Raw genomic sequence first — 25,849 nt, 5'->3', positions numbered from 1 at the left:
GACATTCAGCCTTCCGGCGTCTCCCCGCCCAGCCAATCCGCCAGACTGGCGCCGAGCTGCTGGGCACGCGCCTGCTCCAGCGCCTGCAAGGCATGGAGCAGGCGCGGATACCAGGGCGCGCGCAATTTGTCGGGCAGCGACTCCGGCAGGCTGGTCAGCGCCGGCAACGGCCACGGGCTGCGCTCGAGCAGCCGCTGCAGCGAGATCTGCGACAGATCGCGACAGAGCACCCAGTCACCGCCACGGGTGGCCGTCACCAGACGCTCGCGCTCGAGAAACTCGATCAGCGGCGCCCACTCATCCTCGTCCAGCGCCCAGCCAGCGCGCGCCAGGGCCACACGCGACAGGGCGCGACCGCTCTGCTGGTAGGCGAACAACTGCGCCAGCACCCCAAGCAGATTCACCAGCGGCGGCCGCGCCACGCTGCGCCAGTAGCCCGACGCACCGAGATGGCAGACCAGTTCGGCGCCAAACAGCACGATCAGCCAGGCCAGATAGATCCACAACAGGAACAGCGGTACGGCGGCGAAGGCGCCGTAGATCAGCTGGTAGCCGGGGAACAGACCGACGTACAGGGCGAACAGCGCCTTGGCCGCCTCGAACGCCAGGGCGCTGAAGCAGCCGCCGAGCAGCGCATGACGCAGCGGTACCCGGGTGTTGGGCACCGCCGCATACAGCAGGGTGAAGGCGGCGATGCCGGTGAGCAGCGGCATCAGGCCCACCAGGGTTCCCGCCCCCGGCAGCGCACGGGGACCGGAGATCAGCTGCAGCGAGGTGACGTAGGTGCCGGCGGCGAAACCGAGGCCGAGCAGCAACGGGCCGAGACTGAGGATTGCCCAATACAGCAGGAAGCTCGACAGCCCGCGCCGCGCCCGACGCACCCGCCATATATGGTTGAAGGCATCCTCGATGGTGTACAGGGTCAGCAGCGCGGTCGCCACCAGCACGGCGACACCGATCCAGGTCAGCTCGCGCGCCTGCATGCTGAACACGCGCAGATATTCCTGCACCTGCTCGCCCGCCGAAGGCACGAAGTTGCGGAAGATGAACGCCTGGATCGGCTCGCCAAGATCGCGAAAGGCCGGCACCGCGGCGAGCATGACGAAGGTCACGGTCATCAGCGGCACCACCGCGAACAGCGTGGTGTAGGTCAGTGCCGCCGCACTCTGCGGCCCGCGATCGGCGAAGAAACGGCGGACCAGATGGACGACGAAGCGCCGCGCCACCTGCAGGTGTTCGAACATTGCCACTCCTTGGTATCCAAACGGCACCCCGGAAAGTTCAGGGGCATGCGCCGACGCGGTTAGAATAGCGCCCTCCTCCACCCACGGGCCAACCGACATGACCGACCTGACCCTGTATCACAACCTGCGCTGCTCGAAATCCCGTGGCGCCCTGGAGCTGCTCGAGGCCCGCGGCCTGCAGCCCCGGGTGGTGCACTACCTGGAAACCCCGCCCAGCGCCGCCGAGCTGCGCGAGTTGCTCGGCAAGCTCGGCTACAGCGCGCGCCAGCTGCTGCGCAGCGGCGAGGAGGTCTATCAGACCCTCAACCTGGCCGACCCGACTCTGGACGACGAAACGCTGATCGCCGCCATGCTCGAACACCCGCGACTGATCGAGCGGCCGATCCTGGTGGTCGGCGACAAAGCCATCATCGGCCGCCCCTCCGAGCGCATCCTGGAGCTGCTTCCGTGAGCACACCCTACATCCTGGTGCTCTACTACAGCCGCCACGGCGCCACCGCCGAGATGGCCCGACAGATCGCCCGCGGCGTCGAACAGGGCGGCCTGGAGGCACGTCTGCGCTGCGTGCCGGCGGTGTCGTCCGAATGCGCCGCGGTGGCGCCGGAGGTCCCCGAGGAAGGCGCGATCTACGCCACGCTCGACGATCTCAAGCACTGCGCCGGCCTGGTGATGGGCAGTCCGACCCGTTTCGGCAACATGGCGGCGCCGCTAAAGCACTTTCTCGACAGCACCAGCAACCTGTGGCTGACCGGCGAACTGGTGGGCAAGCCGGCGGGCGTGTTCACCTCCACCGCCAGCCTGCACGGCGGCCAGGAAAGCACCCAGCTGTCCATGCTGCTGCCGCTGCTGCACCATGGCATGCTGGTCTGCGGCCTGCCCTACAGTGAAACGGCCCTGCTGGAAACCCGTGGCGGCGGCACCCCCTACGGCGCCAGCCACCACTCCGGCGCCGATGGCAAGCGGGCCCTCGACGAGCACGAAACCATTCTGTGCCGCGCGCTGGGTCAACGTCTGGCGCACACCGCGCAGAAACTGGGGAGCTGACATGGCCAGGAAGAACAAACCGCTGCCGACGCTGGACTGGCTGGAACCGCGCCTGCGCCTCTCTCGCTGGCTGAGCCTGGCGCTCTTCGTGGCCCTGATCGGCCTGCTCGGCGTCTGGTACCTGTTGCTGGTCGACCTGCACGGCGCGCGCCCCTGGGTGATCCTCGGCGTGCACCTGGTGCCGCTGGCGATCCTCGCCCCGGGCATGCTGCTCGGCAACGCCCGCGTGCATGCCTGGGCCTGCTATGTGCTCAACCTGTACTTCATCCAGGGAGTGGTCACCGCCTTCCAGCCGGGCCGCGAGCTGTTTGGCTGGCTGGAAGCCGGCGTGAGCCTGGCCCTGTTCTGCAGCGCCCTGCTCTACACCCGCTGGCGCTTCCAGTACGACCGCAAGCTGGCTGGGGAATGATGCGTAGGGCGGGTTAGCCGCTATGCGGCGTAACCCGCCAAGGATGCTGTAGGCATCACTTTGCTGGTATGGCGGCTGGTAGTCGAGTTACGGCTTGCAGCCCACCCCGCTCTACGCCCGAATCACCAGCCAAGAGTTTCTTTCAGGAAGGGAATGGTCAGCTTGCGCTGTGCCTGCAGCGAGGCGTGGTCGAGCTGGTCGAGCAGGTCGAACAGCGAGTTCATGCTGCGCGAGCCGCGAGTGAGGATGAAGCGACCGACCTCGTCGGTCAGATGCAGGCCCCGCCGCGAGGCGCGCAACTGCAGGGCGCGCAGCTTTTCCTCGTCGGACAGACCGTGGAGCTGGAATACCAGCGCCAGGGTCAGCCGCGACTTGAGGTCGGGCAGCTTGATCGCCAGCTCGCGCGGCGGCGCCGAGGCCGACAGCAGCAGGCGCCGGCCGGCATCGCGCAGGCGGTTGAACAGGTGGAACAGCGCCTCTTCCCAGGTCGGGTGGCCGGCGATCAGGTCGATCTCGTCGATACACACCAGATCGCACTGCTCGAGGTTGTCCAGCAGCTGCGGGCCGTACATGGCCACCGCATCCAGCGGCAGATACACCGCGCGCCCGCCGAACTGCTCCATGCGCAGGCAGGCGGCCTGCAGCAGGTGACTGCGCCCGACACCCTCGGCGCCCCACAGGTAGATCAGGTTCTCCGCCCAGCCGGCATCCGTCTCGCACATGCGCTCGACGTAACCCAGCGCGGCCGCGTTGGCCCCGGGGTAGAAATTGGCGAAGGTGGCGTCATCACGCAGACGCACCCCCAGAGGCAGCTGGATGGGTTTCATGGGGACTCTGACGACTCCTGAGAGTCGCGGCCTGACTCTCCGTATAGTGCCGACAGTTTATAGAAGTCATGCACATGGCGCAGCAGCACCATGATCACCGCCGCCACCGGCAGGGCCAGCAGCACGCCGGTGAAGCCGAACAGCTGGCCGCCGGCGAGGATGGCGAAGATCACCGCCACCGGATGCAGGCCGATGCGATCGCCGACCAGCAGCGGCGTCAGCCACATGCCCTCGAGCAACTGGCCGACGGTGAACACCACCAGCACGCCGAACAGCGGAACCCAGTCGAGGCCGAACTGGAACAGCACCGCCACCAGCGCCGCAACGATCCCCACCACGAAACCCATGTACGGCACGATGCTGGCCAGTCCGGCCAGCACGCCGATCAGCAGGCCCAGCTCGAGGCCGACCAGCATCAGTCCCGCCGCATACACCAGCGCCAGCGCCAGCATCACCAGCAACTGGCCACGCAGGAAGGCCCCCAGCACCTCATGGCACTCGCTGCTCAGCGCCACCACCAGGCCCTCGCGCTTGCGCGGCAGCAGGCTGCGCAAGCGCGCCAGCATCAGGTCCCAGTCGCGCAGCAGGTAGAAGCTCACCACCGGAATCAGCAGCAGATTGCCGATCCAGGCCAGCAGCGCCAGGCCCGAGGACGTGACCTGCGCCAGCAGCATGCCGGCGATGTCGCCCGCCTGGCCGAGATGCTCGGTGAACAGCGCCTTGAACCGATCCAGCTGCCAGAAGTCGGCGCGCAGGCCAAGCTGTTGCTGGATCCAGGGCAGCGCCGCCACTTGCAGCCAGTCGAGCATCTGCGGCACCAGTTCGTACAGGCGCAGCAGCTGCCTGCCGAGCAGCGGCACCAGCACCAGCAGCAGGATCAACAGGATCAGGCTGAACAGGCTGAACACCGCCACCACCCCCCAGGTGCGCGTCAGTCCACGCGCCTCCAGGCGGTCAACCAGCGGATCGCCCAGATAGGCGAGCAATACGCCGACCAGGAACGGCATCAGGACTGGCTGCAGCTGGTGAACCAGCCAGCCAAACAGGACCACGGCCGCCAGCCACAGCCAGCTGCGGGAATTGCTCAACATGCGCGCACTCCATTCCATCCATGAAAGAGCCACCAGGTGGCCGCGGGCTTACCAGGAGAAGCGCATCCGGTTGGCGGTTGCCGCCGGCACCTGCAGCGGCTGAGCCTGTGGCGTGGCCTGGGCATCGACGGCCTCGGCCGGCACCTCGTGCAGGCGGCCGAGCTGCAGCTGGGAACGCAGCTGATCGGGGCTGGCGTTGACCTGATAGACCAGCTTGCTGCCGACCACCGCCTGCAGGCGCGGAGCAAAGGGCTCCAGCAGGCGCTGCAGGCTGGCATAGCGCGCCAGATCGTTGCCCTGCACCTCCAGGGTCAGACTCTGCGCGGCGCCGGCCTTGGCGAACTGCGTCGCCAGGCGCTCGCCGACATCCAGCAACACGGCATCGGCCAGCGCGGCCTGACTGGCGGCACTGCTCGAACCCGACACCCGCTCGTCCGCGACCCAGAGCTGCCAGTCGGCCTGCCAGCCGTCGCCGGCGCCCTTCGCCACCACGGCCAGCAGGGCATCCGCCGCGTAGCGTTCGGAAGCGTCCTGCAGCGCCTGGGCATCGCTGCCGCGCAGGGTCTCGGCATTGGCCAGCAGTTGCTCGTTGAGGTCGCCCAGCGGCAGGCTCAGCGGCACCCCGCGGTTCTGCGCCGCCGCACGCAGGTCGGCCGCGCCTTCCTGGTCCTCGGCCACCAGGCTGCTGCCGGCATCGCTCTCGTTCAGCCACCAGGCCAGCACGCTGGCGCGCTCGGCACTCTGCAGGGTCAGCCCGGCCTCGCGCAGGGCGCGCTGGGTGAGCACCGGATCGAACACCACCGACAGGGTGACCGGCGTGCCGGCCTCGTAGACGTACTGCTGCACCAGCTGCTGCGGATCGGCCAGCAGCGGCTGCAGGCGCGGGTCCTGCGCCGCCTCGCGCTTGCCGGTCAGGCGCACCACCAGGGTCTGCAGGGCGCGCCCCATGGCCGCGGCCCGCTCGCCCGGATCCTGCGAAGCCACCGGCTCGCGCACCTCAAAGAGCCCCTCGACCTGGGCTGCCGTGACCGACAGGGTGGTGAACAACAGGCAGAAGGCAAACCATCGGGCGATCAGGCGCATGCAGGCATCTCGGCAGGGGGACAGGCGCGCGGCCAATGCGCGCAATAAACAAAGCCTATACCTTAAACAGCAGTCCGGACGGCGGCAACCGCCCGTGATGGCCGCTATCTTGCAAGAATGCTAAAATCGCCCGCTTTCACGCACTTCCTTCAAAGGCCCGGATTTATGAGCAAGCAACCCTCCCTGAGCTACAAGGACGCCGGTGTTGACATCGATGCTGGTGAAGCACTGGTCGAACGCATCAAGGGCGTGGCCAAGCGCACCGCGCGCCCTGAAGTGATGGGCGGCCTGGGCGGCTTCGGCGCCCTCTGCGAAATCCCGGCCGGCTACAAGCAGCCGGTACTGGTCTCCGGCACCGACGGCGTCGGCACCAAGCTGCGCCTGGCGCTGAACCTGAACAAGCACGACAGCATCGGCCAGGATCTGGTCGCCATGTGCGTCAACGACCTGGTGGTGTGCGGCGCCGAGCCGCTGTTCTTCCTCGACTACTACGCCACCGGCAAGCTCAACGTCGACGTGGCCGCCACCGTGGTCACCGGCATCGGCGCCGGCTGCGAGCTGGCCGGCTGCTCGCTGGTCGGCGGCGAGACCGCCGAGATGCCCGGCATGTACGAAGGCGAGGACTACGACCTGGCCGGTTTCTGCGTCGGCGTGGTGGAAAAGAGCGAGATCATCGACGGCTCGAAGGTCGCCGCCGGCGATGCGCTGATCGCCCTGCCCTCCTCCGGCCCGCACTCCAACGGCTACTCGCTGATCCGCAAGATCATCGAAGTCGCCGGCGCCGACATCGAGCAGATCCAGCTCGACGGCAAGCCGCTGACCGAGCTGCTGATGGCGCCGACGCGCATCTACGTCAAGCCGCTGCTCAAGCTGATCAAGGACACCGGTGCGGTCAAGGCCATGGCCCACATCACCGGCGGCGGCCTGCTCGACAACATCCCGCGCGTGCTGCCCGAAGGCGCCCAGGCGATCATCGACGTGGCCAGCTGGAACCGCCCGGCGGTGTTCGACTGGCTGCAGCAGCAGGGCAACGTCGACGAGCACGAGATGCACCGCGTGCTCAACTGCGGCGTCGGCATGGTCATCTGCGTGGCCTTTGATCAGGCCGAAGCCGTGCTCGCCAACCTGCGCGCCAGCGGCGAGCAGCCGTGGGTGATCGGCAGCATCGCCAGCGGCGCCGAAGGTGCCGAGCGCGTCGTGCTGAACAACCTGAAGGCCCACTGATGGTCCAGCCCTGCAATGTGGTGGTGCTGATCTCCGGCTCCGGCAGCAACCTGCAGGCGCTGATCGACAGCTTGGGCGAAGACAACCCGGCACGCATCTGCGCGGTGATCTCCAACCGCGCCGATGCCTACGGGCTGACCCGCGCGCAAAATGCCGGGATCGCCACCGCCGTGCTGGATCACAAGACGTTCGCGGGCCGCGAGGCCTTCGACGCCGCACTGATCGAAGCCATCGACGCCCACCAGCCAGACCTGGTGGTGCTGGCCGGCTTCATGCGCATCCTCACCCCGGGCTTCGTGCAGCACTATGCCGGCCGCCTGTTCAACATCCATCCGTCGCTGCTGCCCAAGTACAAGGGCATGCACACCCACCAGCGCGCGCTGGAGGCGGGGGATGCCGAGCATGGCTGCAGCGTGCACTTCGTCACCGAGGAACTCGACGGCGGACCGCTGGTCGTACAGGCCGTGGTGCCCGTGCAACCCGGCGACAGCGCCGAGACGCTGGCCAGCCGCGTGCAGATCGGCGAGCATCGCATCTATCCGCTGGCGGTACGCTGGTTTGCTGAAGGGCGCCTGCGCCTGACCAGCCGCGGTGTGGAACTGGACGGAACCCCCCTGCCGGCCAGTGGTCAGCAGATTCGCGACTTGCCACTGAGCCACTGAGGCGTCGTCGGGCAAGCGTCCGCAACCCAAGGAGATTTGCCATGCGTCGTGCATTAACGCTTGCCCTCGCCCTGTTCGGCCTGCCCGCCAGCGCCCTGGCTCTGGAACCCTTCACCGCCCAGTACACCGCCGACTGGCAGCAGGTGCCGGTCAGCGGCAGCGCCGAACGGCAGCTGGAGCAGGCCGCCGACGGCAGCTGGAAGCTGCTGTTCAAGGCGTCGATGCTGGTGGCCGGCATCAGCGAGGAAAGTCGCTTCAATCATGTCGGCCAGCGCTTCGTGCCGCTGAGCTACCGCTTCGAGCGCAGCGGCCTGGGCAAGAGCAAGAGCATCGCCCACGACTTCGACTGGCAGAACAAGCTGATCACCGGCCACGACCGCGACCACCCGGTCAAGCTGGTGCTGAAGAGCGGCCTGCTCGACAAGTCGACCTACCAGCTGGCGCTGCAGGAAGATGTCGCCGCCGGTAAGCAGAGCATGAGCTACCAGGTACTCGACGGCGACGAGATCGAAACCTACGACTTCCGGGTGCTCGGCGAAGAGACGGTGCCGACCGAAGCCGGCCAGATCGACGCGATCAAGGTCGAGCGCGTGCGCGACCCCACCAAGTCCAACCGCCAGACCGTGCTGTGGTTCGCCAAGGACTGGGGCCATCTGCTGGTGCGCCTGCACCAGGTGGAAAAGGACGGCAAGGAATACCGCATCATGCTCAAGCAGGGCGCGGTCGACGGCCGCGCCGTGCAGGGCAAGTAAGCCTGCCCGCACCTGAAAACGCCCGGCATTCGCCGGGCGTTTTACATTCTGCCGAAGCCTGGATCACCACATGAGATCGTCGGGAACCACATAGTCCTTGTACGGATCATCCTCGTCGTCCGGCACTTCGCTGGCGATGTTGAGCAGGATGATGCGCTGTGGTTCACGCTCCTGCACCTTCAGCGCCGCCTCGCGCGGGATCAGCTCGTACTTGCCTTCCAGGCGCACGATGGCCAAGGTGCCGCGGCTGAGCTTGTCGCGCAGCATCGGGTTGACCGCGATGCGCTTGACCTTCTTCTCGTCGACGAAGTTGTAGTAGTCCTCGGTAGCCAGACGCGGCAGGCGGCTGCTCTCGATCAGCTGCTTGACCTGCGCGGCCATCGCCTTCTTCTGGGCCTTTTCCTGCTGCTGGCGGTTGAGTTCCTGGTCGCGCGCCAGTTTTTCCGCCTGCGCCTTGAGCGCGGCCTCGCGCTGCGAATTGTCCTTTTCCAGCTGGCCCTTGTGCTCCAGGCGCTGCTGTTTCTGCTTCTGCTTGCCGACCTGCTTGGCCTGCTTCTCGTTGACCAGGCCGGCTTTGAGCAGCTGGTCGCGTAGGGAAAGACTCATGACGTACCTTGTACCCGAGGAATCTGACGAGGCATGGCGCCGGCCTGGCGCCATGCCGGGAATGATCTGAATGAGGAACGACTAACCGCAGGCGGGCCCTTCCCGCTCCTCACGCTTGGCCTCGCCCCACAGGGCGTCCAGCTGTTCGAGGGTGCAATCTTCCATGCGTCGGCTGTCTGCGCGCAAGGCCTGTTCGATGAACTGGAAACGGCGCTCGAACTTCTGATTCGCCGCGCGCAGCGCCGCCTCCGGCTCGACCTTGAGATGGCGGGCCAGGTTCACCGCGACGAACAGCAGGTCGCCGACTTCCTCGGCGATGTGCTCCTGGTCGCCCTCGGCCATGGCCTCGAGAACCTCGTCGAGCTCCTCCTGCAGCTTGTCCAGCACCGGTAGCGGCGCCGGCCAATCGAAACCGACCTGGGCCGCGCGCTTCTGCAGCTTGGCCGCCCGCGACAACGCCGGCAGGGCGTGGGGAATGTCGTCGAGCAGCGACAGCTGCTGCGGCGCCGGCGCCTTGGCGGCGCGCTCCTCGGCCTTGATCTCCTCCCAGCGCCGCTTGATCGCTGCCTCATCGAGCTTGGGCAGATCCGCCGCGCCATACAGGTCGCCGTCGGGAAATACGTGGGGATGGCGACGGATCAGCTTGGCGGTGATGCCGTCGACCACCGCGGCGAAGTCGAAGCGGCCCTCCTCGCGGCCCAGCTGGCTGTAGTAAACCACCTGGAACAGCAGGTCGCCGAGCTCGCCCGGCAGGTGGGCGAAGTCGCCGCGCTCGATGGCGTCGGCCACCTCGTAGGCCTCCTCGAGGGTATGCGGGACGATGCTCGCATAGTCCTGCTGGAGGTCCCACGGGCAGCCGTGCTGCGGGTCGCGCAGGCGAGCCATCAGGTGCAGCAGGTCGTCCAGTTGGTACGTCGCCACCTCAGACTCCCGAGCGGCTGCGCCGCGCTTCGATGATGTTGGGCAACTGCGAGATGCGCGCCAGCAGGCGGCCGAGCGCCTCCATGCCGGGGATCTCGATGGTCAGATGCATGTTGGCGGTGTTGTCGTTCTTGTCCGACTGGGTGTTGACCGCCAGCACGTTGATCTTCTCGTTGAGCAGCATCTGCGACACGTCGCGCAGCAGACCGGAGCGGTCGTAGGCGCGGATCTGGATATCCACCGGGTAGGTCTTCGCCGGTGCCTGGCCCCAGCTGACCTGGATCATCCGCTCGGGCTCGCGCTCGGTCTGCTGCAGGGCCATCGGGCAGTCCTGGCGATGGATGCTCACTCCGCGGCCCTGGGTGATGTAGCCGACGATCGGCTCGCCCGGCACCGGCTGGCAGCAGCCGGCCATCTGGGTGAGCAGGTTGCCGACGCCGAGGATCTGGATCTCGTCGCGCCCGCCGCTGCGCCCGCTGGCGGCGCGGCGCGGCAGCAGTTCGAGCTGGTCGAAGTCGCGCTCGGGCTCGACCAGCTGCTGGGCGGCATTGACCACCTGGGCCAGGCGCAGGTCACCGGCACCGAGGGCGGCGAACAGGTCCTCGGCGGCCTTCAGGTTGCATTTCTCGGCCAGACGCTCGAAGTCGACGCCCTGCAGCGCCAGGCGGTTCAGCTCGCGCTCGAGGTAGTTCTTGCCGGCAATCACGTTCTGGTCGCGCGCCTGCAGCTTGAACCAGTGGACGATCTTCGCCCGCGCCCGCGAGGTGGTCACGTAGCCGAGGTTGGGGTTGAGCCAGTCGCGGCTCGGCGAGCCGTGCTTGCCGGTGATGATTTCCACCTGCTCGCCGGTCTGCAGGCTGTAGCTGAGCGGCACGATGCGCCCGTTGACCTTGGCGCCGCGGCAGTTGTGACCGATCTCGGTGTGCACGCGGTAGGCGAAGTCCAGCGGCGTGGCGCCGGTGGGCAGGTCGATGGCATGGCCGTCGGGGGTGAACACGTAGACCCGGTCGGGCTCGATGTCGACGCGCAGCTGCTCGGCCAGGCCGCCGATGTCGCCGAGTTCCTCGTGCCACTCGAGCACCTGGCGCAGCCAGGCGATCTTCTCTTCATAGTGGCTGGAGCCGGACTTGACGTCGGTGCCCTTGTACAGCCAGTGCGCGCACACGCCCAGCTCGGCCTCCTCGTGCATGGCGTGGGTGCGGATCTGCACCTCCAGCACCTTGCCCTCGGGGCCGAGCACCGCGGTGTGCAGCGAGCGGTAGCCGTTTTCCTTGGGATTGGCGATGTAGTCGTCGAACTCCTTGGGAATGTGCCGCCACAGGGTGTGCACGATACCGAGGGCGGTGTAGCAGTCGCGCACCTCCGGCACCAGCACGCGCACCGCGCGCACGTCGTAGATCTGGCTGAACTCCAGACCCTTGCGCTGCATCTTGCGCCAGATCGAGTAGATGTGTTTGGCCCGGCCGCTGATGTCGGCCTCGACCCCGGTGGCGGTCAGCTCCTCGCGCAGCTGCTGCATCACCTTGTTGATGTACTGCTCGCGGTCGAGGCGCCGCTCGTGCAGCAGCTTGGCGATCTGCTTGTACTGATCGGGCTGCAGGTAGCGGAACGACAGGTCCTCGAGTTCCCACTTGATGTGGCCGATGCCGAGACGATGGGCCAGCGGCGCGTAGATGTCGAACACCTCGCGGGCCACCCGGTAGCGCTTGTCGTCGTCGGTGTTCTTCACCGCGCGGATCGCGCAGGTGCGCTCGGCCAGCTTGATCAGCGCCACGCGCACGTCGTCGATCATCGCCACCAGCATCTTGCGCAGGTTCTCGACCTGCGCCTGGGTGCCGAGGACCAGCGACTGGCGCGGGTTGAGGCTGGCGCTGATCGCCGCCATGCGCAGCACGCCTTCGATCAGCTTGGCCACCGGCGCGCCGAAGTGCTTCTCCACCGCCTCCAGCTTGGCCTTGCCCTCGCGCACCGCACGGTAGAGCACCGCGGCGACCAGCGACTCCTGGTCGAGGCGCAGATCGGCGAGAATCTCCGCGATCTCCAGGCCGGTGCGGAAACTGGACGTGCCTTCGGCCCAGATGTGCTGGACGGCGATCGCCTGCTGCTCGGCCTCGCGGGCGAACTCGCAGGCCTTGCGCAAACTGTCGCGATCCAGGGCCGGATCGACGCCGAGGACGTGATCCAGCCAGGCCTCGAGGTTGATGCTGCCGTCGGTATTGACCGGCTGTTGCGCTCTTACCTGTACCATCGTCTTTTTACCTTTCCTGCCACCGCGCGACACACGTCACGCTGGGTCCAGGGCCACCTGCAGGCCCTGATTGCGCCGACCTTCTGTGGGCCGGTCCATTGGCAGGTCGTGGAGCAGCGACGGCTCTGCGCGCGTCCTCTTCTCCAGCGACCCGTTACGGACGCTCCGCATCCGCTTCGAACAATGCCATCGCCTCGACATGCGCCGTCTGCGGGAACATGTCGAGAATACCGGCGCGTTTCAGCCGGTAGCCCTGCTGCACCAGCAGGGCCGCGTCGCGCGCCAGGGTGACCGGGTTGCACGACACATAGAGCACCCGCCGCGCGCCGAGGCTGCGCAGCTGGCCGACCACCGCCGCCGCACCGTCGCGCGGCGGGTCCAGCAGCACGGTGGCGAAGCCACCTTTGGCCCAGGCCGCCTCAGCCAATGGCTGAGACAGGTCCGCTCGATAAAAGTGCGCATTGCCCAAGCCGTTGGCCGCGGCATTGGCCGTCGCACGTTCGACCATCGCCTGCACACCCTCCACGCCGACCACTTCGGCCGCCCGCTGCGCCAGCGGCAGGGCGAAATTGCCCAGACCGCAGAACAGATCCAGCACCCGCTCGCCCGCCTGCGGCGCCAGCCAGTCCAGTGCCTGCGCCAGCATCAGGTCATTGACCGGCGCATTGACCTGGACGAAATCCCCCGGCCGCCAGGCCAGGGTCAGGCCATAGGCATCCAATCGGTAACCCAGCGCCTGCGCCGGATCGTCCGCCTGCGGTTCGCCCTCGCCCTGCCACCACAACTGGGCGCCGTGCTCGCTGCAGAAGGTGCGCAGCAACTGGCGATCTTCCTCCGGCAACGGCTGGGTATGGCGCACCAGCAGCGCGCTGGCGGTGCCATGGAACAGCTCGGCATGGCCGATGGCCTGCGGCTTGCGCAGGCGGCGCAGCACGTCCGGCAGGGCGACGAGCAGTGGTTGCAAAGCCTGGACCAGCACCGGGCACTGGTCCAGATCGACTATCGCCTGACTTGCCGTCGCACGAAAACCCACCTCCAGCTGCCGGCTTTTCGCCTCCCAGCGCACCGCAATGCGCGCCCGGCGCCGGTAGCCGAACTCCGGACCGAGCAGCGGCGGCGCCCATTCCTGCGGCTCCAGCGCGGCCAGACGGTGCAGCTGCTCGGCCAGGCTGCGCTGTTTCAGGGCAACCTGCTCGCCATGCGGCAGATGCTGCAGGGTGCAGCCACCACAGCGCCCGGCCAGCGCACAGGGCGCAACACGGCGCAGAGGACTGGCCTCGAGCACCCGCTCGACCCGCGCATCCACCACCTGGCTGCGCGCGGCCAGCACCCGCGCCTCGACCTGCTCGCCGGCCAGCGCCCCGGCGACGAACCAGGTGCGTCCGCCTTCATGGGCAATGCCGCGACCGTCGTGGGCCACCCGCTCGATGGCAAGGCGCTGCTTCTTGCCGACCGGCAGTTGTACGGCGCGTGAACCGCCGCTCGGCTGGAAGCGCAGCCCCGTGTTGCGTTTGGCCATCAGGCAACCTGCAAATAGTGTAGGGCGCGCCAGGCGCGCCGGAGAAAACGTTCAGCGTCGACCCACGCTCGCGCGAGCCGGCGATCAGGCCCGCGGGGCGTCGTAGACCCCCGTGGACAGGTAGCGGTCGCCGCGGTCGCAGATGATCGCCACCATCACCGCGTTCTCCACCTCGCGCGACAGGCGCAGCATGGCGGCCACCGAGCCGCCGGAGGAGACGCCGCAGAAGATGCCTTCCTCGCGGGCCAGACGGCGCATGACCTCCTCGGCCTCGCTCTGCGCCATGTCGATCACCCGGTCGACCCGGCTGGCATCGAAGATCTTCGGCAGGTATTCCTGCGGCCAGCGGCGGATGCCGGGAATCGCCGAGCCTTCCTGCGGCTGCAGGCCAACGATCTGCACCGCTGGATTCTGCTCCTTGAGGTAGCGCGACACGCCCATGATGGTGCCGGTGGTACCCATGGAACTGATGAAGTGGGTGATGGTGGCCTGGGTCTGCCGCCAGATCTCCGGGCCGGTGCTCTCGTAGTGGGCCAGCGGGTTGTCCAGGTTGCTGAACTGGTCGAGCACCTTGCCGCGCCCTTCGCTCTGCATCTGCAGCGCCAGGTCACGAGCGCCCTCCATACCCTCGGCCTTGCTCACCAGCACCAGCTCGGCGCCGTAGGCGCTCATCGCCGCCTTGCGCTCGGCGCTCATGTTGTCCGGCATGATCAGGACCATCTTGTAGCCCTTGATCGCCGCGGCCATGGCCAGGGCGATGCCGGTGTTGCCGGAGGTGGCCTCGATCAGCGTATCGCCGGGGCGGATGTCGCCGCGCAGTTCGGCGTGGCTGATCATCGACAGCGCCGGCCGATCCTTCACCGAGCCGGCCGGATTGTTGCCCTCCAGCTTGACCAGCAAGGTGTTGGAGGTTTCGCCCGGCAGGCGCTGCAGGCGCACCAGCGGGGTGTTGCCGACGCAGTCGGCAATGGTGGGAAACTGCACGGTCATGGCACGCTCGGCTTTTCGCAGCGACAAATAGGGTGTCTATGATAGCGGCAAACACCGCGGGCCGATAACACGGCACGGCAGTAGGATATTCCTGCTAGCTATATAGGTAATAGCCGGAATATTGCCTTGTTCCACATCCCGCCGCGCACTGCTTTGTCCACCCCCGGCAAGGCGCTACACTGCCGCCACCCCAATGCAGCGGAGAATCTGCGTGTTCGATAATCTCGGCATCAAGGGCCGTGTGCTGCTGCTGACCCTGCTACCCACCAGCCTGCTGGCGCTGGTCCTTGGCAGCTATTTCGTCTACGTGCAGTTGGCGCAGATGAACCGCCAGCTGACCGAGCGCGGTCAATTGCTGGTCGAGCACCTAGCCCCGCTGGGAGCCCGCCTGCTGGCCGCCCGAGACACCCCGCTGCTCGAGCGTCTGGCCATCCAGACCCTAGAGCAGACCGACGTGCGCGCCCTCAGCCTGCTGGATCCGCAGGGTGCCCTCCTCGCCCATGCCGGCCCGCGCATGCGCACCGAGCCGCCCGAGCGCCTGCCCAACCAGCTCACCCAGGTCAGCAGCGTCAGCGCCACCCGCTTCCTGCTGCCGGTCTACGGCCACCACCGCCAGCTCGGCGGCCATGCGCCGCTCAACGAAAACGACCGCCTGCTCGGCTGGATCGAACTGGAGCTGTCCCACCAGGGCACCCTGGTGCAGAGCTACCGCAGCCTGCTGGCCAGCCTGCTGCTTACCCTGGGTGGGCTGATGCTCAGCGCCCTGCTCGCCCTGCGCATGAGCCGGGCGATCAACGAGCCGCTGGAGCAGATCAGCCATGGCGTCGCGCAGATCCGCGACGGTCAGCTGCACACCCGCCTGCCGACCTTCGCCAGCCGCGAGCTGGACGAACTGGCCGCCGGCATCAACCGTATGGCCGAGTCGCTGCAGAATGCCAACGAGGAGCTGCAGCTGAGCGTCGAGCAGGCCACCGAAGACCTGCGCAACACCATGGAAACCATCGAGGTGCAGAACATCGAGTTGAGTCTGGCGCGCAAGGAGGCTCTCGAGGCCAGCCGGATCAAGTCCGAGTTCCTCGCCAATATGAGCCACGAGATCCGCACCCCGCTCAACGGCATCCTCGGCTTCACCGGCCTGCTGCAGAAGAGTGGGCTCAACGGTCGCCAGCAGGACTATCTGGCGACCATCGAGAAGTCCGCCGACAGCCTGCTGGCGATCATCAACGAGATCCTCGACTTCTCCAAGATCGAGGCCGGCAAGCTGGTCCTCGACCAGGTGCCGTTCAACCTGCGCGACCTGATCCAGGACACCCTGACCATCCTCGCCCCGGCCGCCCACGAAAAGCAGCTCGAGCTGGTCAGCCTGATCTACCGCGACACTCCGCAGGCCCTGGTCGGCGACCCGCTGCGCCTCAAGCAGGTGCTCACCAACCTGGTGAGCAACGCCATCAAGTTCACCCGCAGCGGCAGCATCGTGGTGCGCGCCATGCTCGAGGAAGACCTGGGCGACCACGCCCAGTTGCGCATCAGCGTGCAGGACAGCGGCGTCGGCCTGTCCGAGACGGAGCAGCGCACGCTGTTCCAGGCCTTCACCCAGGTCGACAACTCTAGCTCGCGCCAGGCCGGTGGCACCGGCCTCGGCCTGGTGATCTCCAAGCGCCTGATCGAACAGATGGGTGGCGAGATCGGCGTGTCCAGCGAGAGCGGCGAAGGCGCCGAATTCTGGGTGCTGCTCAATCTGCCCAAGGCCGCCGCCGACGGCGACGAGCTGCCGCGCGCCCTGCTCGGCGGGCGCTACGCCGCCCTGCTGGAAAGCCACGATCTGGCCCGCCAGTCGCTGCGTCACCAGCTCGAGGATTGCGGCATGCAGGTGATCGAATTCAGCAGCCTCGACACCCTGATCGAGGAAGCCGCCCTGCGCCAGCACGGCAGCGCACCGCTGGGCATCGCCCTGATCGGCATCGACACCCGCGAGCATCCCCCCGAGCGGCTGAGCCGCCAGTTGTGGGAGCTCAACCAGCAGGGCTGCCAAGCCCTGCTGCTGTGCCCGACCACCGAGCAGGCGCTGTATCACGCCAGCCTGCCGGAAAACTACGGCCACCTGCAGGCCAAGCCGGTCTGCACGCGCAAGCTGCAGCGCACCCTGACCGACCTGCTCAGCCCGCGCGTGCAGCGGCTCGAGCAGCACGCGGCCAGCCCGGTGGCCAGCAGCCGGGCACCGCGACTGCTGTGCGTCGACGACAACCCCGCCAACCTGATGCTGGTGCAAACCCTGCTCGGCGACATGGGCGCCCAGGTCCGCGCGGTCGACAATGGCTACGACGCCCTGCGCGCGGTGCAGCAGGAGCGCTTCGACCTGGTGTTCATGGACGTGCAGATGCCCGGCATGAATGGCCGGGAAACCACCGAGGCGATCCGCCAGTGGGAAACCGAGCACCGCCAGCCGCCCATGCCGATCGTCGCGCTGACCGCCCACGCCCTGGCCAGCGAGAAACGCGCCCTGCTGCAGTGCGGCATGGACGACTATCTGACCAAGCCGATCAGCGAGCGCCAGCTGGCCCAGGTGGTGCTGAAGTGGACCGGCCTGGCGCTGCACAACGGCGAGCCCGTCGAGCCGCCCCTGCCCGAGCGCGGCAGCGCGGCCCCCGAGCTGCTGGTGCTCGACCCGGCCGAAGGCCTGCGCTTGGCTGCCGGCAAGGCCGATCTGGCCGCCGACATGCTGGCCATGCTGCTCGACTCGCTGGCCGCCGACCAGCAGGCCATTCGCCAGGCCCGCGCCAGCAACGACAGCGCCGCCCTGCTCGAGCGCATCCATCGCCTGCATGGCGCCACCCGCTACTGCGGCGTGCCGCAGCTGCGCGCCGCCTGCCAGCGCAGCGAAAGCCTGCTCAAGCAGAACGCGCCGGCCAGCGTCGCCCTCGACGAACTGGATGCCGCAATCAGCCGCCTGGCCGAGCAGGCCGCCCACCCCGCCTCCGAAGCGGCGTCCTAGTCAGCATCAGCAGGAACCTCCCGTGCGCATCACCCTGTTCAGCAGCAAGCCCTACGACCGCGACAGCTTTCTGGCCGCCAACCCGTCCCACGGCCACGACCTGCACTTTCTCGAGGCGCGCCTGGATGCCGACACCGCCGCCCTGGCCGCCGGCGCCGAGGTGGTCTGCGCCTTCGTCAACGACGACCTGTCGGCAGCGGTACTCGCCCGGCTGCAGGCCGGCGGCACCCGGCTGATCGCCCTGCGCTCGGCCGGCTACAACCATGTCGACCTGCACGCCGCCCAGGCCCTCGGCCTGCCGGTGGTGCGGGTGCCGGCCTACTCGCCCCACGCGGTGGCCGAGCACGCGGTGGCGCTGGTCATGGCGCTGAACCGGCGCATCCATCGGGCCTTCAACCGCACCCGCGAGGGCGACTTCTCCCTGCACGGGCTGACCGGCTTCGACCTGCACGGCAAGACTGTCGGGGTGATCGGCAGCGGCCAGATCGGTGCGGTGTTCGCGCGCATCATGCTCGGCTTCGGCTGCCGCGTGCTGCTCCACGACCCGCACCCCGACGCCAGCCTCACGGCGCTCGGCGCGCAGTTCGTCGCTATCGACGCCCTGCTGGCGGCCTGCAACATCGTCAGCCTGCACTGTCCGCTGACGCCAGCCACCCGCCACCTGATCGACCAGGACAGCCTGCAGCGAATGAAGCCTGGCGCCATGCTGATCAACACCGGCCGCGGCGCGCTGGTGGATACCCCGGCGCTGATCGAGGCACTGAAAAGCGGCCAGCTCGGCTACCTGGGGCTGGATGTCTACGAGGAGGAGGCCGACCTGTTCTTCGAGGACCGCTCCGACCAGCCGCTGCAGGACGACGTGCTGGCCCGCCTGCTGACCTTCCCCAACGTGATCGTCACCGCCCACCAGGCCTTCCTCACCCACGAGGCGCTGGCAGCAATCGCCAACACCACGCTGGACAATGTCGCCGCCTGGCAAGCCGGCCGCCCCTGCAACCGCGTGCAGCCCTGATCAACCACTGGCGGCGTGCTAGCATGCGCGCCCCTCCCGGAGGCCCCATGACCGAACACGATTTCCGCTACACCCTGCTCAACCCGCAGCACACCCTCACCGAATGCCGCGCGCTGGCACCTGGCCTCTATCAGGTCACCGGCAACGGCGGCTCGATCAAGACCGGCGACAGCCTGCTGGTCACCCTCAAGGGCAGTCGCGACCTGTCCATGCGCCTGGTGGTGGACAAGGTCCGCCACCTGATCAACCCGCCCGGCCAGTGGCTGGCGGTGGCCAAGGGGCCGGCCTTCAAGGAGCTGAACATCCTGCAGTGGCAGGTCGACTGCGACGGCTGCGGGGCGCAGCTGGACTTCGAGTTCGCCGTCGACGGCAAGCTGGGCGAGGCGGCCCGCGCTCCGGCCGCCGAAGCACGCATCGCCGAACTGGGCTGGCACAACCGCGCCGGCCGTCACCTCTGCCCTCGCTGCCACGCCCAGGAGGCCTGATGCTGCGCACCACCTTCACCGCCAGTCCGGCCGCCATCGCCCTGGCCCTGGCCGGCTGCGCCACCCCTCCGCCGGCCCTGGAGCAGGAACGCACCTACCGCGTCGAATGGATCGGCGAGCGGCCGCTGCTCGATGGTAGCCACCTGACCATCACCTTCGGCGCCGACGACCGCGCCTACGGCACCGGTGGCTGCAACCACTGGTTCGCCGGTTACGGCGTGGAAGGCGAGATCCTGCGCTTCAGCCAGGTCGGCAGCACCCGCCGGGCCTGCCCGCCGGCCCTGATGGAGCAGGAGGCCCGCTTCTTCCAGGCACTGGAGCACATCCGCCGCTGGGACGTGTCGCCGCTCGACCAGCTGCAGCTGTGGCCGGATGAAGGCAAGCCGATTCGCCTGTGGCCGGACGAAGGCTAAGCCGGGGCGCCTTTGAAATGCGAGACGAGGGCCCTGCCGACTGCACCACGGAGCGACTCGCTGCGCCGCAGACTTGCCATCCTGCTTCTTGCCTTGGGTCTCTGCGGGCTGGCGTCGGCCTGGGATTTCAGCCTGATCGCCCGGCGTGCCGAACAGCTCTACGGGACTCAGAGCGCGGGCCGCGAGAACCTTGACGCCTGGCAACAGTTGCTGAGAGAACATGGCAGCGCCAGCGAGCAGGAGAAGCTGCAGGCCGTCAACCGCTTCTTCAATCTGCGCCTGCGCTTTCGCGACGATATCGAGCTGTGGCATGTCAGGGACTACTGGGCAACGCCGGTGGAGGCGCTGTACAAGGGCGCAGGCGACTGCGAGGACTTCGCCATCGCCAAGTACTTCAGCCTGCGCCATCTCGGCGTACCCAGCGACAAACTGCACGTCACCTACGTCAAGGCGCGCGCACTGAACCAGGCGCACATGGTGCTGACCTACTACCCACATCCCAGGGCTACCCCGCTGGTACTGGACAACCTGATCGATGCCATCGAGCCAGCGAATCGACGTACCGACCTGGTGCCGGTCTATGCCTTCAATGCCGAAGGACTCTGGAGCGGCAGCGGCCGACAGGTGGGCGACAGCAAGCACCTGTCGCGCTGGCAGGACCTGCTGCGGAAAATGCATGCCGAAGGATTTCCATAGGAAAACAAGGGGCCGTTGATGTCATTGTTCAAGCAGCTGTTCATCGCCATCTGCATACTGATGCTGGCGAGCTTCTCCGGCAGCCTCCTGATCGGCGTGGAAAGCTCCCGCGAACAGCAGGTCGCCCAGCTGCGCAGCCACGCCCAAGACGCGGCGACCGCCCTCGGCCTGTCGCTGGCCCCGCACATCAACAACGACCGGACCATGGTCGAGCTGATGGTCAGCTCGGTCTTCGACAGCGGCTATTTCGAAAGCATCCGTGTGCTCGCCCCGGACAGCGACGAGGTGCTGGTCGAACGCAGCGGAGTGCCGGTGAGCGACGAGGCGCCGCAGTGGTTCTCCCGTCTGGTGGATCTGGAGTCCGCCCGCGGCGATGCCATCGTCAGCGACGGCTGGCAACGTGCCGCCCGAGTCGAGGTGGTCAGCCACCCGTTGTTCGCCATCGGCAAGCTCTGGAAAAGCGCCCAGGGCAACCTGCTCTGGCAGGCTCTCGTCAGCCTGGCCTGCATCGTGCTCGGCGGCCTGCTGCTCAAGCGGCGCCTGCACCCCCTGGATCACATGGTCGAACAGTCACAGGCCATTGCCCGCCGCGAGTTCTTCACCCAGAGTGAACTGCCGAGCACTCCGGAGTTCCGCAGAGTCGTCCAGGCGATGAACCAGATGGTGGACAAGCTCAGGAGCCTGTTCGCCGAAGAGGCCGCTCGCAGCGAAAGGCTGCGCGATGAAGCCTACCAGGACCGGCTGACCGGGCTGGCCAACCAGCGCTATTTCGACCTGCAGCTTCACGCCTGCCTCGCCGGTGAAGAGCGGGCCAGCAGCGGCTTTCTCCTCCAGCTCGAGGTCAATGACCTGCTCGGGCTCAACCAGCGTCTTGGCGAACAGCGGACCGACCAGTTGCTCAAGAGCATTGCTGAGCAGCTGCAGCAACTGAGTGAAGGCCGCTTCCTGGTGGCCCGCCCCCGGGGCGGCAAGTTTCTGCTGCTCGCCGCCGGCCTGCAACGCGCCGAGGCAGAACAGCTGGCGCAGCGAATCGATCAGGCCCTGAGCAGCTTGCAGCAGACCGGCGCCTGCGACTGCCTGCCGGTCGCCCATATCGGCCTGGTGGCCTTCGCTGCCGGCGACGAAGCAGCCGGCCTGCATCGCGCCCTGGATCTGGCACTGACCCAGGCAGCGGCACAGCCGGCCCACCCCTGGGCCATCCATGAGCTGGCCGAGGTGCCGCCTGCCGAAGACCCGAGCCACTACTGGTACGCCCTGCTCGACCGGGCCTTGCGCGAAGACCAGCTCCAGCTCTACTTCCAACCGGTGGTCGATGCCCGGGAGCCGGACCGGATCCTGCATCACAAGATACTGGCGCGCCTGTACGACGAGCAGGGCCAGGTGCTCGCGGCCGGACGCTTCCTGCCCTGGCTGGAGCGTTTCGGCTGGACCACCCGCCTGGATCTGGCCATGCTCGAGCGCACGTTGCGGCAGCTACGGGGCAACGACCAGCGCCTAGCCCTCAGCCTGTCCCCGCACCTGCTGCACGAGCCGCAGGCGCTGGAGCGCTTGTACCGGCTGCTCGAGGACAACCGCGAACTGAGTTCACGCCTGACCCTGGACCTGGACGAGAACCAAGTGCCCGATCCCGCCGCGCTGGAGGCGCTGACCCGGAACCTGCGCCGTCTGGGATGCGGCCTCGGCCTGCAGCACTTCGGCGGGCGCTTCAGCATGATAGGCAACCTGGCCAGGCTCGGTCTGAGCTACCTGAAGATCGACGGCAGCTACATCCGCGCTATCGACCGGGAGAGCGACAAGCGTCTGTTCATCGATGCCATGCAGCGAGCCGCCCACAGCATCGACCTTCCGCTGCTGGCCGAGCGGGTCGAAACCGCTGGCGAATGGCAGGTATTGCGTGACATGGGGATTGCCGGCGTGCAGGGCCACCTGTTCGGCGAACCGACCCCCGAACTGCGCAGTAGCTGTAGGGACGCACGGGGCGGGGTTCCAGAATAACCGCCCCTTCGGGAGATGTGCAGCTCGGGACTACGAGCAGAGGGCGATCAGATCAGCCCCTGCTCCTCGTCATTGATCAGGCCCGTCAGGCCACCGAGTGCATCGCGCGTCCTGCTCCGTTCGCTCAGCTTGGCCTGGGCGACCTCCGGCAGATCGGTGATGCGCACCATCCGCTTGTGAATCAGCAGGTGGATCAGATCCTCCAGCACCCGGATCATCTCCAGATCGCTCTGCTGCAGACGCAGCAGACTGTCCTCCAGCCTGCGCGCGGCCCCCTCCCCACTGCCTGCCGAACAGTCACAGCTCTCCTTCACCCCGAGACGCAGCGGATCGCCCGCATCATCGTTCCCATACACCATGCCCCACTCCTCATTACTATCTCTGCGCCCCTGGCGCAGCAAGCCTTTGCTGACAGGAAAAGGCCTCCGCCACCGATGGTGGCGGAGGCCTTCCCGCTTGAGGTCAACCGATCTTGACCAGCGGATCGCCACCCGCGATCAGCGAGCTGACCAGATCATCGTGACTCAGGCCGCCAGGGTTCAGATCCACACCCAGCCCACCGTTTTCAAGCCGAATGGTCACATCGGCATTGCTGCCGTCGGCGGCCAGTGTGCCCGCGCTGCTGATCTGCAGGGTGGACGTGGCGGTATCCACGCGCAGGTAGTCGAGGATATTCAGCGCATTTTCACCCTGCAGCAGATCGCTTAGATCGATGCGGTCGCCCTCGCTGGCATTGAAATCCTTGAGCACATCCTGGCCGGTGTCGCCGGTTTGCCAGACGAATCTGTCGGCCCCCGTGCCGCCCAAGAGTATGTCGTTACCCTCATTACCGATCAGCGTATCGATGCCCGCACCGCCGCTGATGTAGTCATTGCCGACGCTGCCGGCGAATGTCGAGTCGGCAGAACCTCCTAGGATCGTCTTGGCGATGCTCGCACCATCGGCTATCTCGACGGTAAGAGTGGGAGCGAACCCGCTAGGCAGTAGCCCGGCACTGACCAGATAGATCTTGTCGGTACCCGATACAGTTGGTGTGCTCAGCAGGTCGCTGTACGCACTCAAGTCATACACGCCCTGCGCATCCGGGGCGATCTCATGATACGCCTGGTCGTCTTCGCTCCATATGCTGAGGGCTACGCCGGCGGGCAGATCGCTCAGGGTCAGTCCGCTGAAAGACTCCGGCGTACCCACGGCGTCCTGGATCACGCCATAGAGATCGATCGGGTAGCTATATGTGGTTGTACCGGAGGGAGCTGCACTGAGATCGATGTACTCGATCTGGAAGCCATCGTTGTTCTTGCTGTAGGTATTCAGTGTGTCTTGGGCAATCGACAGGCTCTGCATGTCGGAGCTGATCGAGTAGGACACATTCGCCGAGGTATTGCCGCCTTGGTTGAACAGGCTGCCGTCGAGATAGGCGGCGACGGTTGCCTTGGTGATGGTGCCGGTAACGCCGCTGTAGGACACCGACCAAGTGCCGCCAGAGTTCACCGTAGCCTGCACGGTAACCGGCGTTACCTGTCCAGCCACTTCCAGTATCAGGCTGACCTTGAGGTTGGTGGACGAGAGGGTGATCCCGGACGACGAAGTAATGGTCCCGCTGAGCACGCCGCCGGTGAGTTCGCCGACCTGAAGATCGCTGCGGATCAGGATGGAGTCGTTACCTGCGTTCTTGAGCTTGAGCGCCATGTACTGCATCCCCGTCGGGAAGTTCAGCTCGATCTTGTCAGCATCATTGATGCGCTGGCTTTCGGTACCGTTCTCGCCAGGAGACGTCACTCCCAGCAGGTTGCCGGTGGACCAGTTGAACGTCTTGGTCGGATCACCAGTAGACAGCAAGATCCCACTCGGGAAACTGTAGTTATTTTTACTCTGCAGACCGGTAATGTTGCTGCCGAAATCGAGGGTATTGGCCACAGGCGCGCCGACCAGCAGCGCGACATTGCTGCCCTCCAGCGCATCGGCCACCCGATTGATGGTGATGTCGATGCTGTCGGTATCGGTCAGTGCGCCACCCGGCCCGCTATTGCCGAGGTCGTTGCTGGTCATGGTCAGCGCGACCGTACCGCTGTCATCCAGCAGCGGCGTATACGCAGGCTGCGTGGCCGCGTCGGCGAGATAGGCATTGATGTTGGCGAGCGTGCCGCTGAGCACCACGCTGGAGCTACCCGAGCCGCTCACGGTCACACCGTTCGCAGTGGCGGCCGTGAGTGTCCCGCGGCTCACGCTGAGAGTGACCGAAATGCTGCCCGCGCCGGCATCGATGTCCGCCACGGAAAGACCGCTCAGCTTGAGTGTGGTGTCCTCGTCCATCGTATAGTTCACCGGCAGGCTGTTCACCGGCGCATCGTTTCTGTCGGTCTCCGCAAGGCTGACCGCGATGTCGCGACTGACACCGGCACTGCTGGTCACTGTCACCGTCAGGCTGTGGAGGTTGTCCAGAGCTTCGTAATTGTTAGCCAGCGATGTTGCGCCGGCCGGAGTCAGGCTGATCCCACCGGCGCTGTTGATGGTGAAGTAACCGTCGGCGTTGCCGCCGGTGATCGCGTAGCTCACCGCGTGGCCGCTCGGGCTGGTGGCCTGGACAGTGCCCAGCACCGCGCCCATCGCCTGGTTCTCGGCATAACTGAAGCTGATGCTGTTGCCTGCCGTAATGGTCAATGTCGCTGGAGCGGAAATCGTGCCATCCCCGTCGGCCAGTCGGTAGTCGAACCGATCCACGGATTCAGACGAGTCAACGTTGATCTGCCCCATCGCAGTATAGGAGTAGCTGCCGTCCTGTTGGATCACCAGCGTACCGTTGACGGTCACCAGCGTCCGCCCACCAGCCGGAATCGAGTAGGTCGTACCTCCCAAGGAGACGCTAACCACCGTGGCCGGTGCATCGGCGAAGATATCCGCCCCTCCCGGCGCATCGCCGCCCTCTCCGGTAATCACATTACCGGTGATGGTTGCACCGATAGCGACGCTGTCCTCGTCGTCGTTAGTATCCGGCGCCGAGTCGAGCACAATGATATTCACGGTTGTCCATCCCGACTGCAGCTCACCATCCGAGCTGCGGTAGACGAAACTGTCGGTCCTCTGGCTTGAAGAACTATGATCGAGAACCGGCGCAATGTAGCTGAAGCTGCCGTCGGCATTCATGACCACTGCCCCGCCAAGAGCAGTGGTAATCGAATTGCTGCCGTTTGCCACTGTCGGCGTAGCAACGTTGCTGGTGGCAAACTGCACGACGGTCAGGCTGTCCAAGTCCGCATCCATATCGTTGTCCAGCACGCTGCCGAAAGTGCTCGTGGAGCCTTCATTGACAAAGACACTATCGGTCTCGGCCACCGGCGCGTCATTCACCGGGGTCACCCCGAGGGTGACGGTGCCGGTGACCGTGGTGGTGCCGTCATTCACGCTGTAGGTGAAGGTGCCGACGGTGTCACCGGTGTTGTAGTCGGCCGGGGCGTTGTACTTGAGGCCGGTCAGCTGGGCGCTGGTCAGGGTCTGGCCGTTGGTGACGGCGGTGCCGTCGGCCAGGGTCACGCTGCCCAGGGTCGGCAGGCCGGTCACGGTGATGGTCAGGCTGTCGCCATCGACATCGCTCGGGGCCACGAGGCCCAGGTCGGTGCCGACGGATTCCTCGTTGAC

The 25,849-nt window shown here is 66.8% G+C and carries 23 protein-coding genes; 12 read left to right on the top strand and 11 right to left on the bottom strand.

From position 1 onward, the window contains the following. Positions 1-5 precede the first annotated feature (5 nt). Positions 6-1,244 (bottom strand): YihY family inner membrane protein, encoded by a 1,239-nt coding sequence (locus tag BMZ19_RS16860; RefSeq protein WP_090312747.1) that lies wholly within the window; start codon positions 1,242-1,244, stop codon positions 6-8. Positions 1,245-1,341: 97 nt separating this feature from the next. On the opposite strand from BMZ19_RS16860, the gene arsC reads away from it, so the two are divergent. The 3 genes from arsC to BMZ19_RS16845 are packed head-to-tail and all read left to right on the top strand — an operon-like array spanning position 1,342 to position 2,697. Beyond that, positions 1,342-1,695 carry an arsenate reductase (glutaredoxin) gene (gene arsC, locus BMZ19_RS16855; RefSeq protein WP_090312746.1) on the top strand — a complete coding sequence of 118 codons (354 nt, stop codon included), beginning with the start codon at positions 1,342-1,344 and terminating at the stop codon, positions 1,693-1,695. Continuing rightward, entirely contained in the window at positions 1,692-2,288 is a 597-nt protein-coding gene (gene wrbA, locus BMZ19_RS16850) for an NAD(P)H:quinone oxidoreductase (protein WP_090312745.1), read from the top strand. Before arsC ends, wrbA begins: the two co-directional genes overlap by 4 nt. Position 2,289: 1 nt before the next feature. Continuing rightward, entirely contained in the window at positions 2,290-2,697 is a 408-nt protein-coding gene (locus tag BMZ19_RS16845) for a DUF2069 domain-containing protein (protein ID WP_090312744.1), read from the top strand. Between the two features lie 122 nt (positions 2,698-2,819). Here BMZ19_RS16845 and hda read toward each other — a convergent pair whose 3' ends face one another. Genes hda through BMZ19_RS16830 form a run of 3 tightly spaced genes read right to left on the bottom strand, consistent with a single transcriptional unit; the run spans position 2,820 to position 5,698 of the window. Next, the gene (gene hda / locus BMZ19_RS16840) at positions 2,820-3,524 is read right to left on the bottom strand and encodes a DnaA regulatory inactivator Hda (protein ID WP_090312743.1); all 705 of its coding nucleotides are present in this window, start codon (positions 3,522-3,524) and stop codon (positions 2,820-2,822) included. Next, positions 3,521-4,615, bottom strand: coding sequence for an AI-2E family transporter (locus tag BMZ19_RS16835; protein WP_170847796.1), 1,095 nt, complete (start codon positions 4,613-4,615; stop codon positions 3,521-3,523). The genes hda and BMZ19_RS16835 overlap by 4 nt, the downstream gene beginning before the upstream one ends. 48 nt (positions 4,616-4,663) lie before the next feature. Further along, entirely contained in the window at positions 4,664-5,698 is a 1,035-nt protein-coding gene (locus BMZ19_RS16830) for a DUF2066 domain-containing protein (protein ID WP_090312742.1), read from the bottom strand. 165 nt (positions 5,699-5,863) lie between these two features. Here BMZ19_RS16830 and purM point away from each other — a divergent pair, with 165 nt between their 5' ends. Genes purM through BMZ19_RS16815 form a run of 3 tightly spaced genes read left to right on the top strand, consistent with a single transcriptional unit; the run spans position 5,864 to position 8,336 of the window. Next, positions 5,864-6,922, top strand: a complete 1,059-nt coding sequence (gene purM, locus BMZ19_RS16825) for a phosphoribosylformylglycinamidine cyclo-ligase (RefSeq protein WP_090312741.1) — start codon at positions 5,864-5,866, stop codon at positions 6,920-6,922. Further along, positions 6,922-7,584 carry a phosphoribosylglycinamide formyltransferase gene (gene purN / locus BMZ19_RS16820; RefSeq protein ID WP_090312740.1) on the top strand — a complete coding sequence of 221 codons (663 nt, stop codon included), beginning with the start codon at positions 6,922-6,924 and terminating at the stop codon, positions 7,582-7,584. Before purM ends, purN begins: the two co-directional genes overlap by 1 nt. 41 nt (positions 7,585-7,625) lie before the next feature. Beyond that, on the top strand, positions 7,626-8,336 hold the full coding sequence (locus tag BMZ19_RS16815; RefSeq protein WP_090312739.1) for a DUF3108 domain-containing protein: 711 nt from the start codon (positions 7,626-7,628) through the stop codon (positions 8,334-8,336). Positions 8,337-8,399: 63 nt separating this feature from the next. Here BMZ19_RS16815 and BMZ19_RS16810 read toward each other — a convergent pair whose 3' ends face one another. The 5 genes from BMZ19_RS16810 to cysM all read right to left on the bottom strand — a co-directional run bounded on the left by BMZ19_RS16810 (position 8,400) and on the right by cysM (position 14,620). Beyond that, positions 8,400-8,942 carry a DUF2058 domain-containing protein gene (locus BMZ19_RS16810; protein WP_090312738.1) on the bottom strand — a complete coding sequence of 181 codons (543 nt, stop codon included), beginning with the start codon at positions 8,940-8,942 and terminating at the stop codon, positions 8,400-8,402. 81 nt (positions 8,943-9,023) lie between these two features. Continuing rightward, positions 9,024-9,863, bottom strand: coding sequence for a nucleoside triphosphate pyrophosphohydrolase (gene mazG / locus BMZ19_RS16805; protein WP_280142176.1), 840 nt, complete (start codon positions 9,861-9,863; stop codon positions 9,024-9,026). Between the two features lies 1 nt (position 9,864). Continuing rightward, entirely contained in the window at positions 9,865-12,111 is a 2,247-nt protein-coding gene (relA, locus tag BMZ19_RS16800; RefSeq protein WP_090312737.1) for a GTP diphosphokinase, read from the bottom strand. Positions 12,112-12,265: 154 nt separating this feature from the next. After that, on the bottom strand, positions 12,266-13,630 hold the full coding sequence (gene rlmD, locus BMZ19_RS16795) for a 23S rRNA (uracil(1939)-C(5))-methyltransferase RlmD (protein ID WP_090312736.1): 1,365 nt from the start codon (positions 13,628-13,630) through the stop codon (positions 12,266-12,268). 84 nt (positions 13,631-13,714) lie between these two features. Next, positions 13,715-14,620: a cysteine synthase CysM gene (cysM, locus tag BMZ19_RS16790; RefSeq protein ID WP_090312735.1), complete on the bottom strand. Its 906-nt coding sequence runs from the start codon at positions 14,618-14,620 to the stop codon at positions 13,715-13,717. 211 nt (positions 14,621-14,831) lie between these two features. Between cysM and BMZ19_RS16785 the strand changes: the two genes are divergently transcribed. The 6 genes from BMZ19_RS16785 to BMZ19_RS16760 are packed head-to-tail and all read left to right on the top strand — an operon-like array spanning position 14,832 to position 22,213. Then, positions 14,832-17,612: a response regulator gene (locus BMZ19_RS16785; RefSeq protein ID WP_090312734.1), complete on the top strand. Its 2,781-nt coding sequence runs from the start codon at positions 14,832-14,834 to the stop codon at positions 17,610-17,612. A 22-nt stretch (positions 17,613-17,634) separates the two neighbouring features. Beyond that, complete coding sequence (locus BMZ19_RS16780) at positions 17,635-18,624, top strand: 2-hydroxyacid dehydrogenase (RefSeq protein ID WP_090312733.1); 990 nt, start codon at positions 17,635-17,637, stop codon at positions 18,622-18,624. Between the two features lie 47 nt (positions 18,625-18,671). Next, a complete protein-coding gene (locus tag BMZ19_RS16775; protein WP_090312732.1) occupies positions 18,672-19,109 on the top strand; it encodes a hypothetical protein in 438 nt (145 codons plus the stop codon). Then, the gene (locus tag BMZ19_RS16770) at positions 19,109-19,522 is read left to right on the top strand and encodes an META domain-containing protein (protein WP_090312731.1); all 414 of its coding nucleotides are present in this window, start codon (positions 19,109-19,111) and stop codon (positions 19,520-19,522) included. Before BMZ19_RS16775 ends, BMZ19_RS16770 begins: the two co-directional genes overlap by 1 nt. A 33-nt stretch (positions 19,523-19,555) precedes the next feature. Then, complete coding sequence (lapG, locus tag BMZ19_RS16765) at positions 19,556-20,218, top strand: cysteine protease LapG (protein WP_090312830.1); 663 nt, start codon at positions 19,556-19,558, stop codon at positions 20,216-20,218. Positions 20,219-20,236: 18 nt separating this feature from the next. Next, positions 20,237-22,213 carry a bifunctional diguanylate cyclase/phosphodiesterase gene (locus tag BMZ19_RS16760; RefSeq protein WP_090312730.1) on the top strand — a complete coding sequence of 659 codons (1,977 nt, stop codon included), beginning with the start codon at positions 20,237-20,239 and terminating at the stop codon, positions 22,211-22,213. A gap of 47 nt (positions 22,214-22,260) precedes the next feature. Here the strand turns inward: BMZ19_RS16760 and BMZ19_RS16755 are convergent, their stop codons facing one another. Both BMZ19_RS16755 and BMZ19_RS16750 read right to left on the bottom strand, forming a co-directional pair. Next, positions 22,261-22,572, bottom strand: coding sequence for a hypothetical protein (locus BMZ19_RS16755; RefSeq protein ID WP_090312729.1), 312 nt, complete (start codon positions 22,570-22,572; stop codon positions 22,261-22,263). Positions 22,573-22,675: 103 nt separating this feature from the next. After that, on the bottom strand, positions 22,676-25,849 hold a 3,174-nt coding region (locus BMZ19_RS16750), incomplete at its 5' end, for a beta strand repeat-containing protein (RefSeq protein ID WP_139214707.1).

The sequence above is a fragment of the Pseudomonas linyingensis genome (assembly GCF_900109175.1).
Lineage (GTDB): Bacteria > Pseudomonadota > Gammaproteobacteria > Pseudomonadales > Pseudomonadaceae > Geopseudomonas > Geopseudomonas linyingensis.
This window is presented reverse-complemented; position numbering and strand designations above follow the sequence as displayed.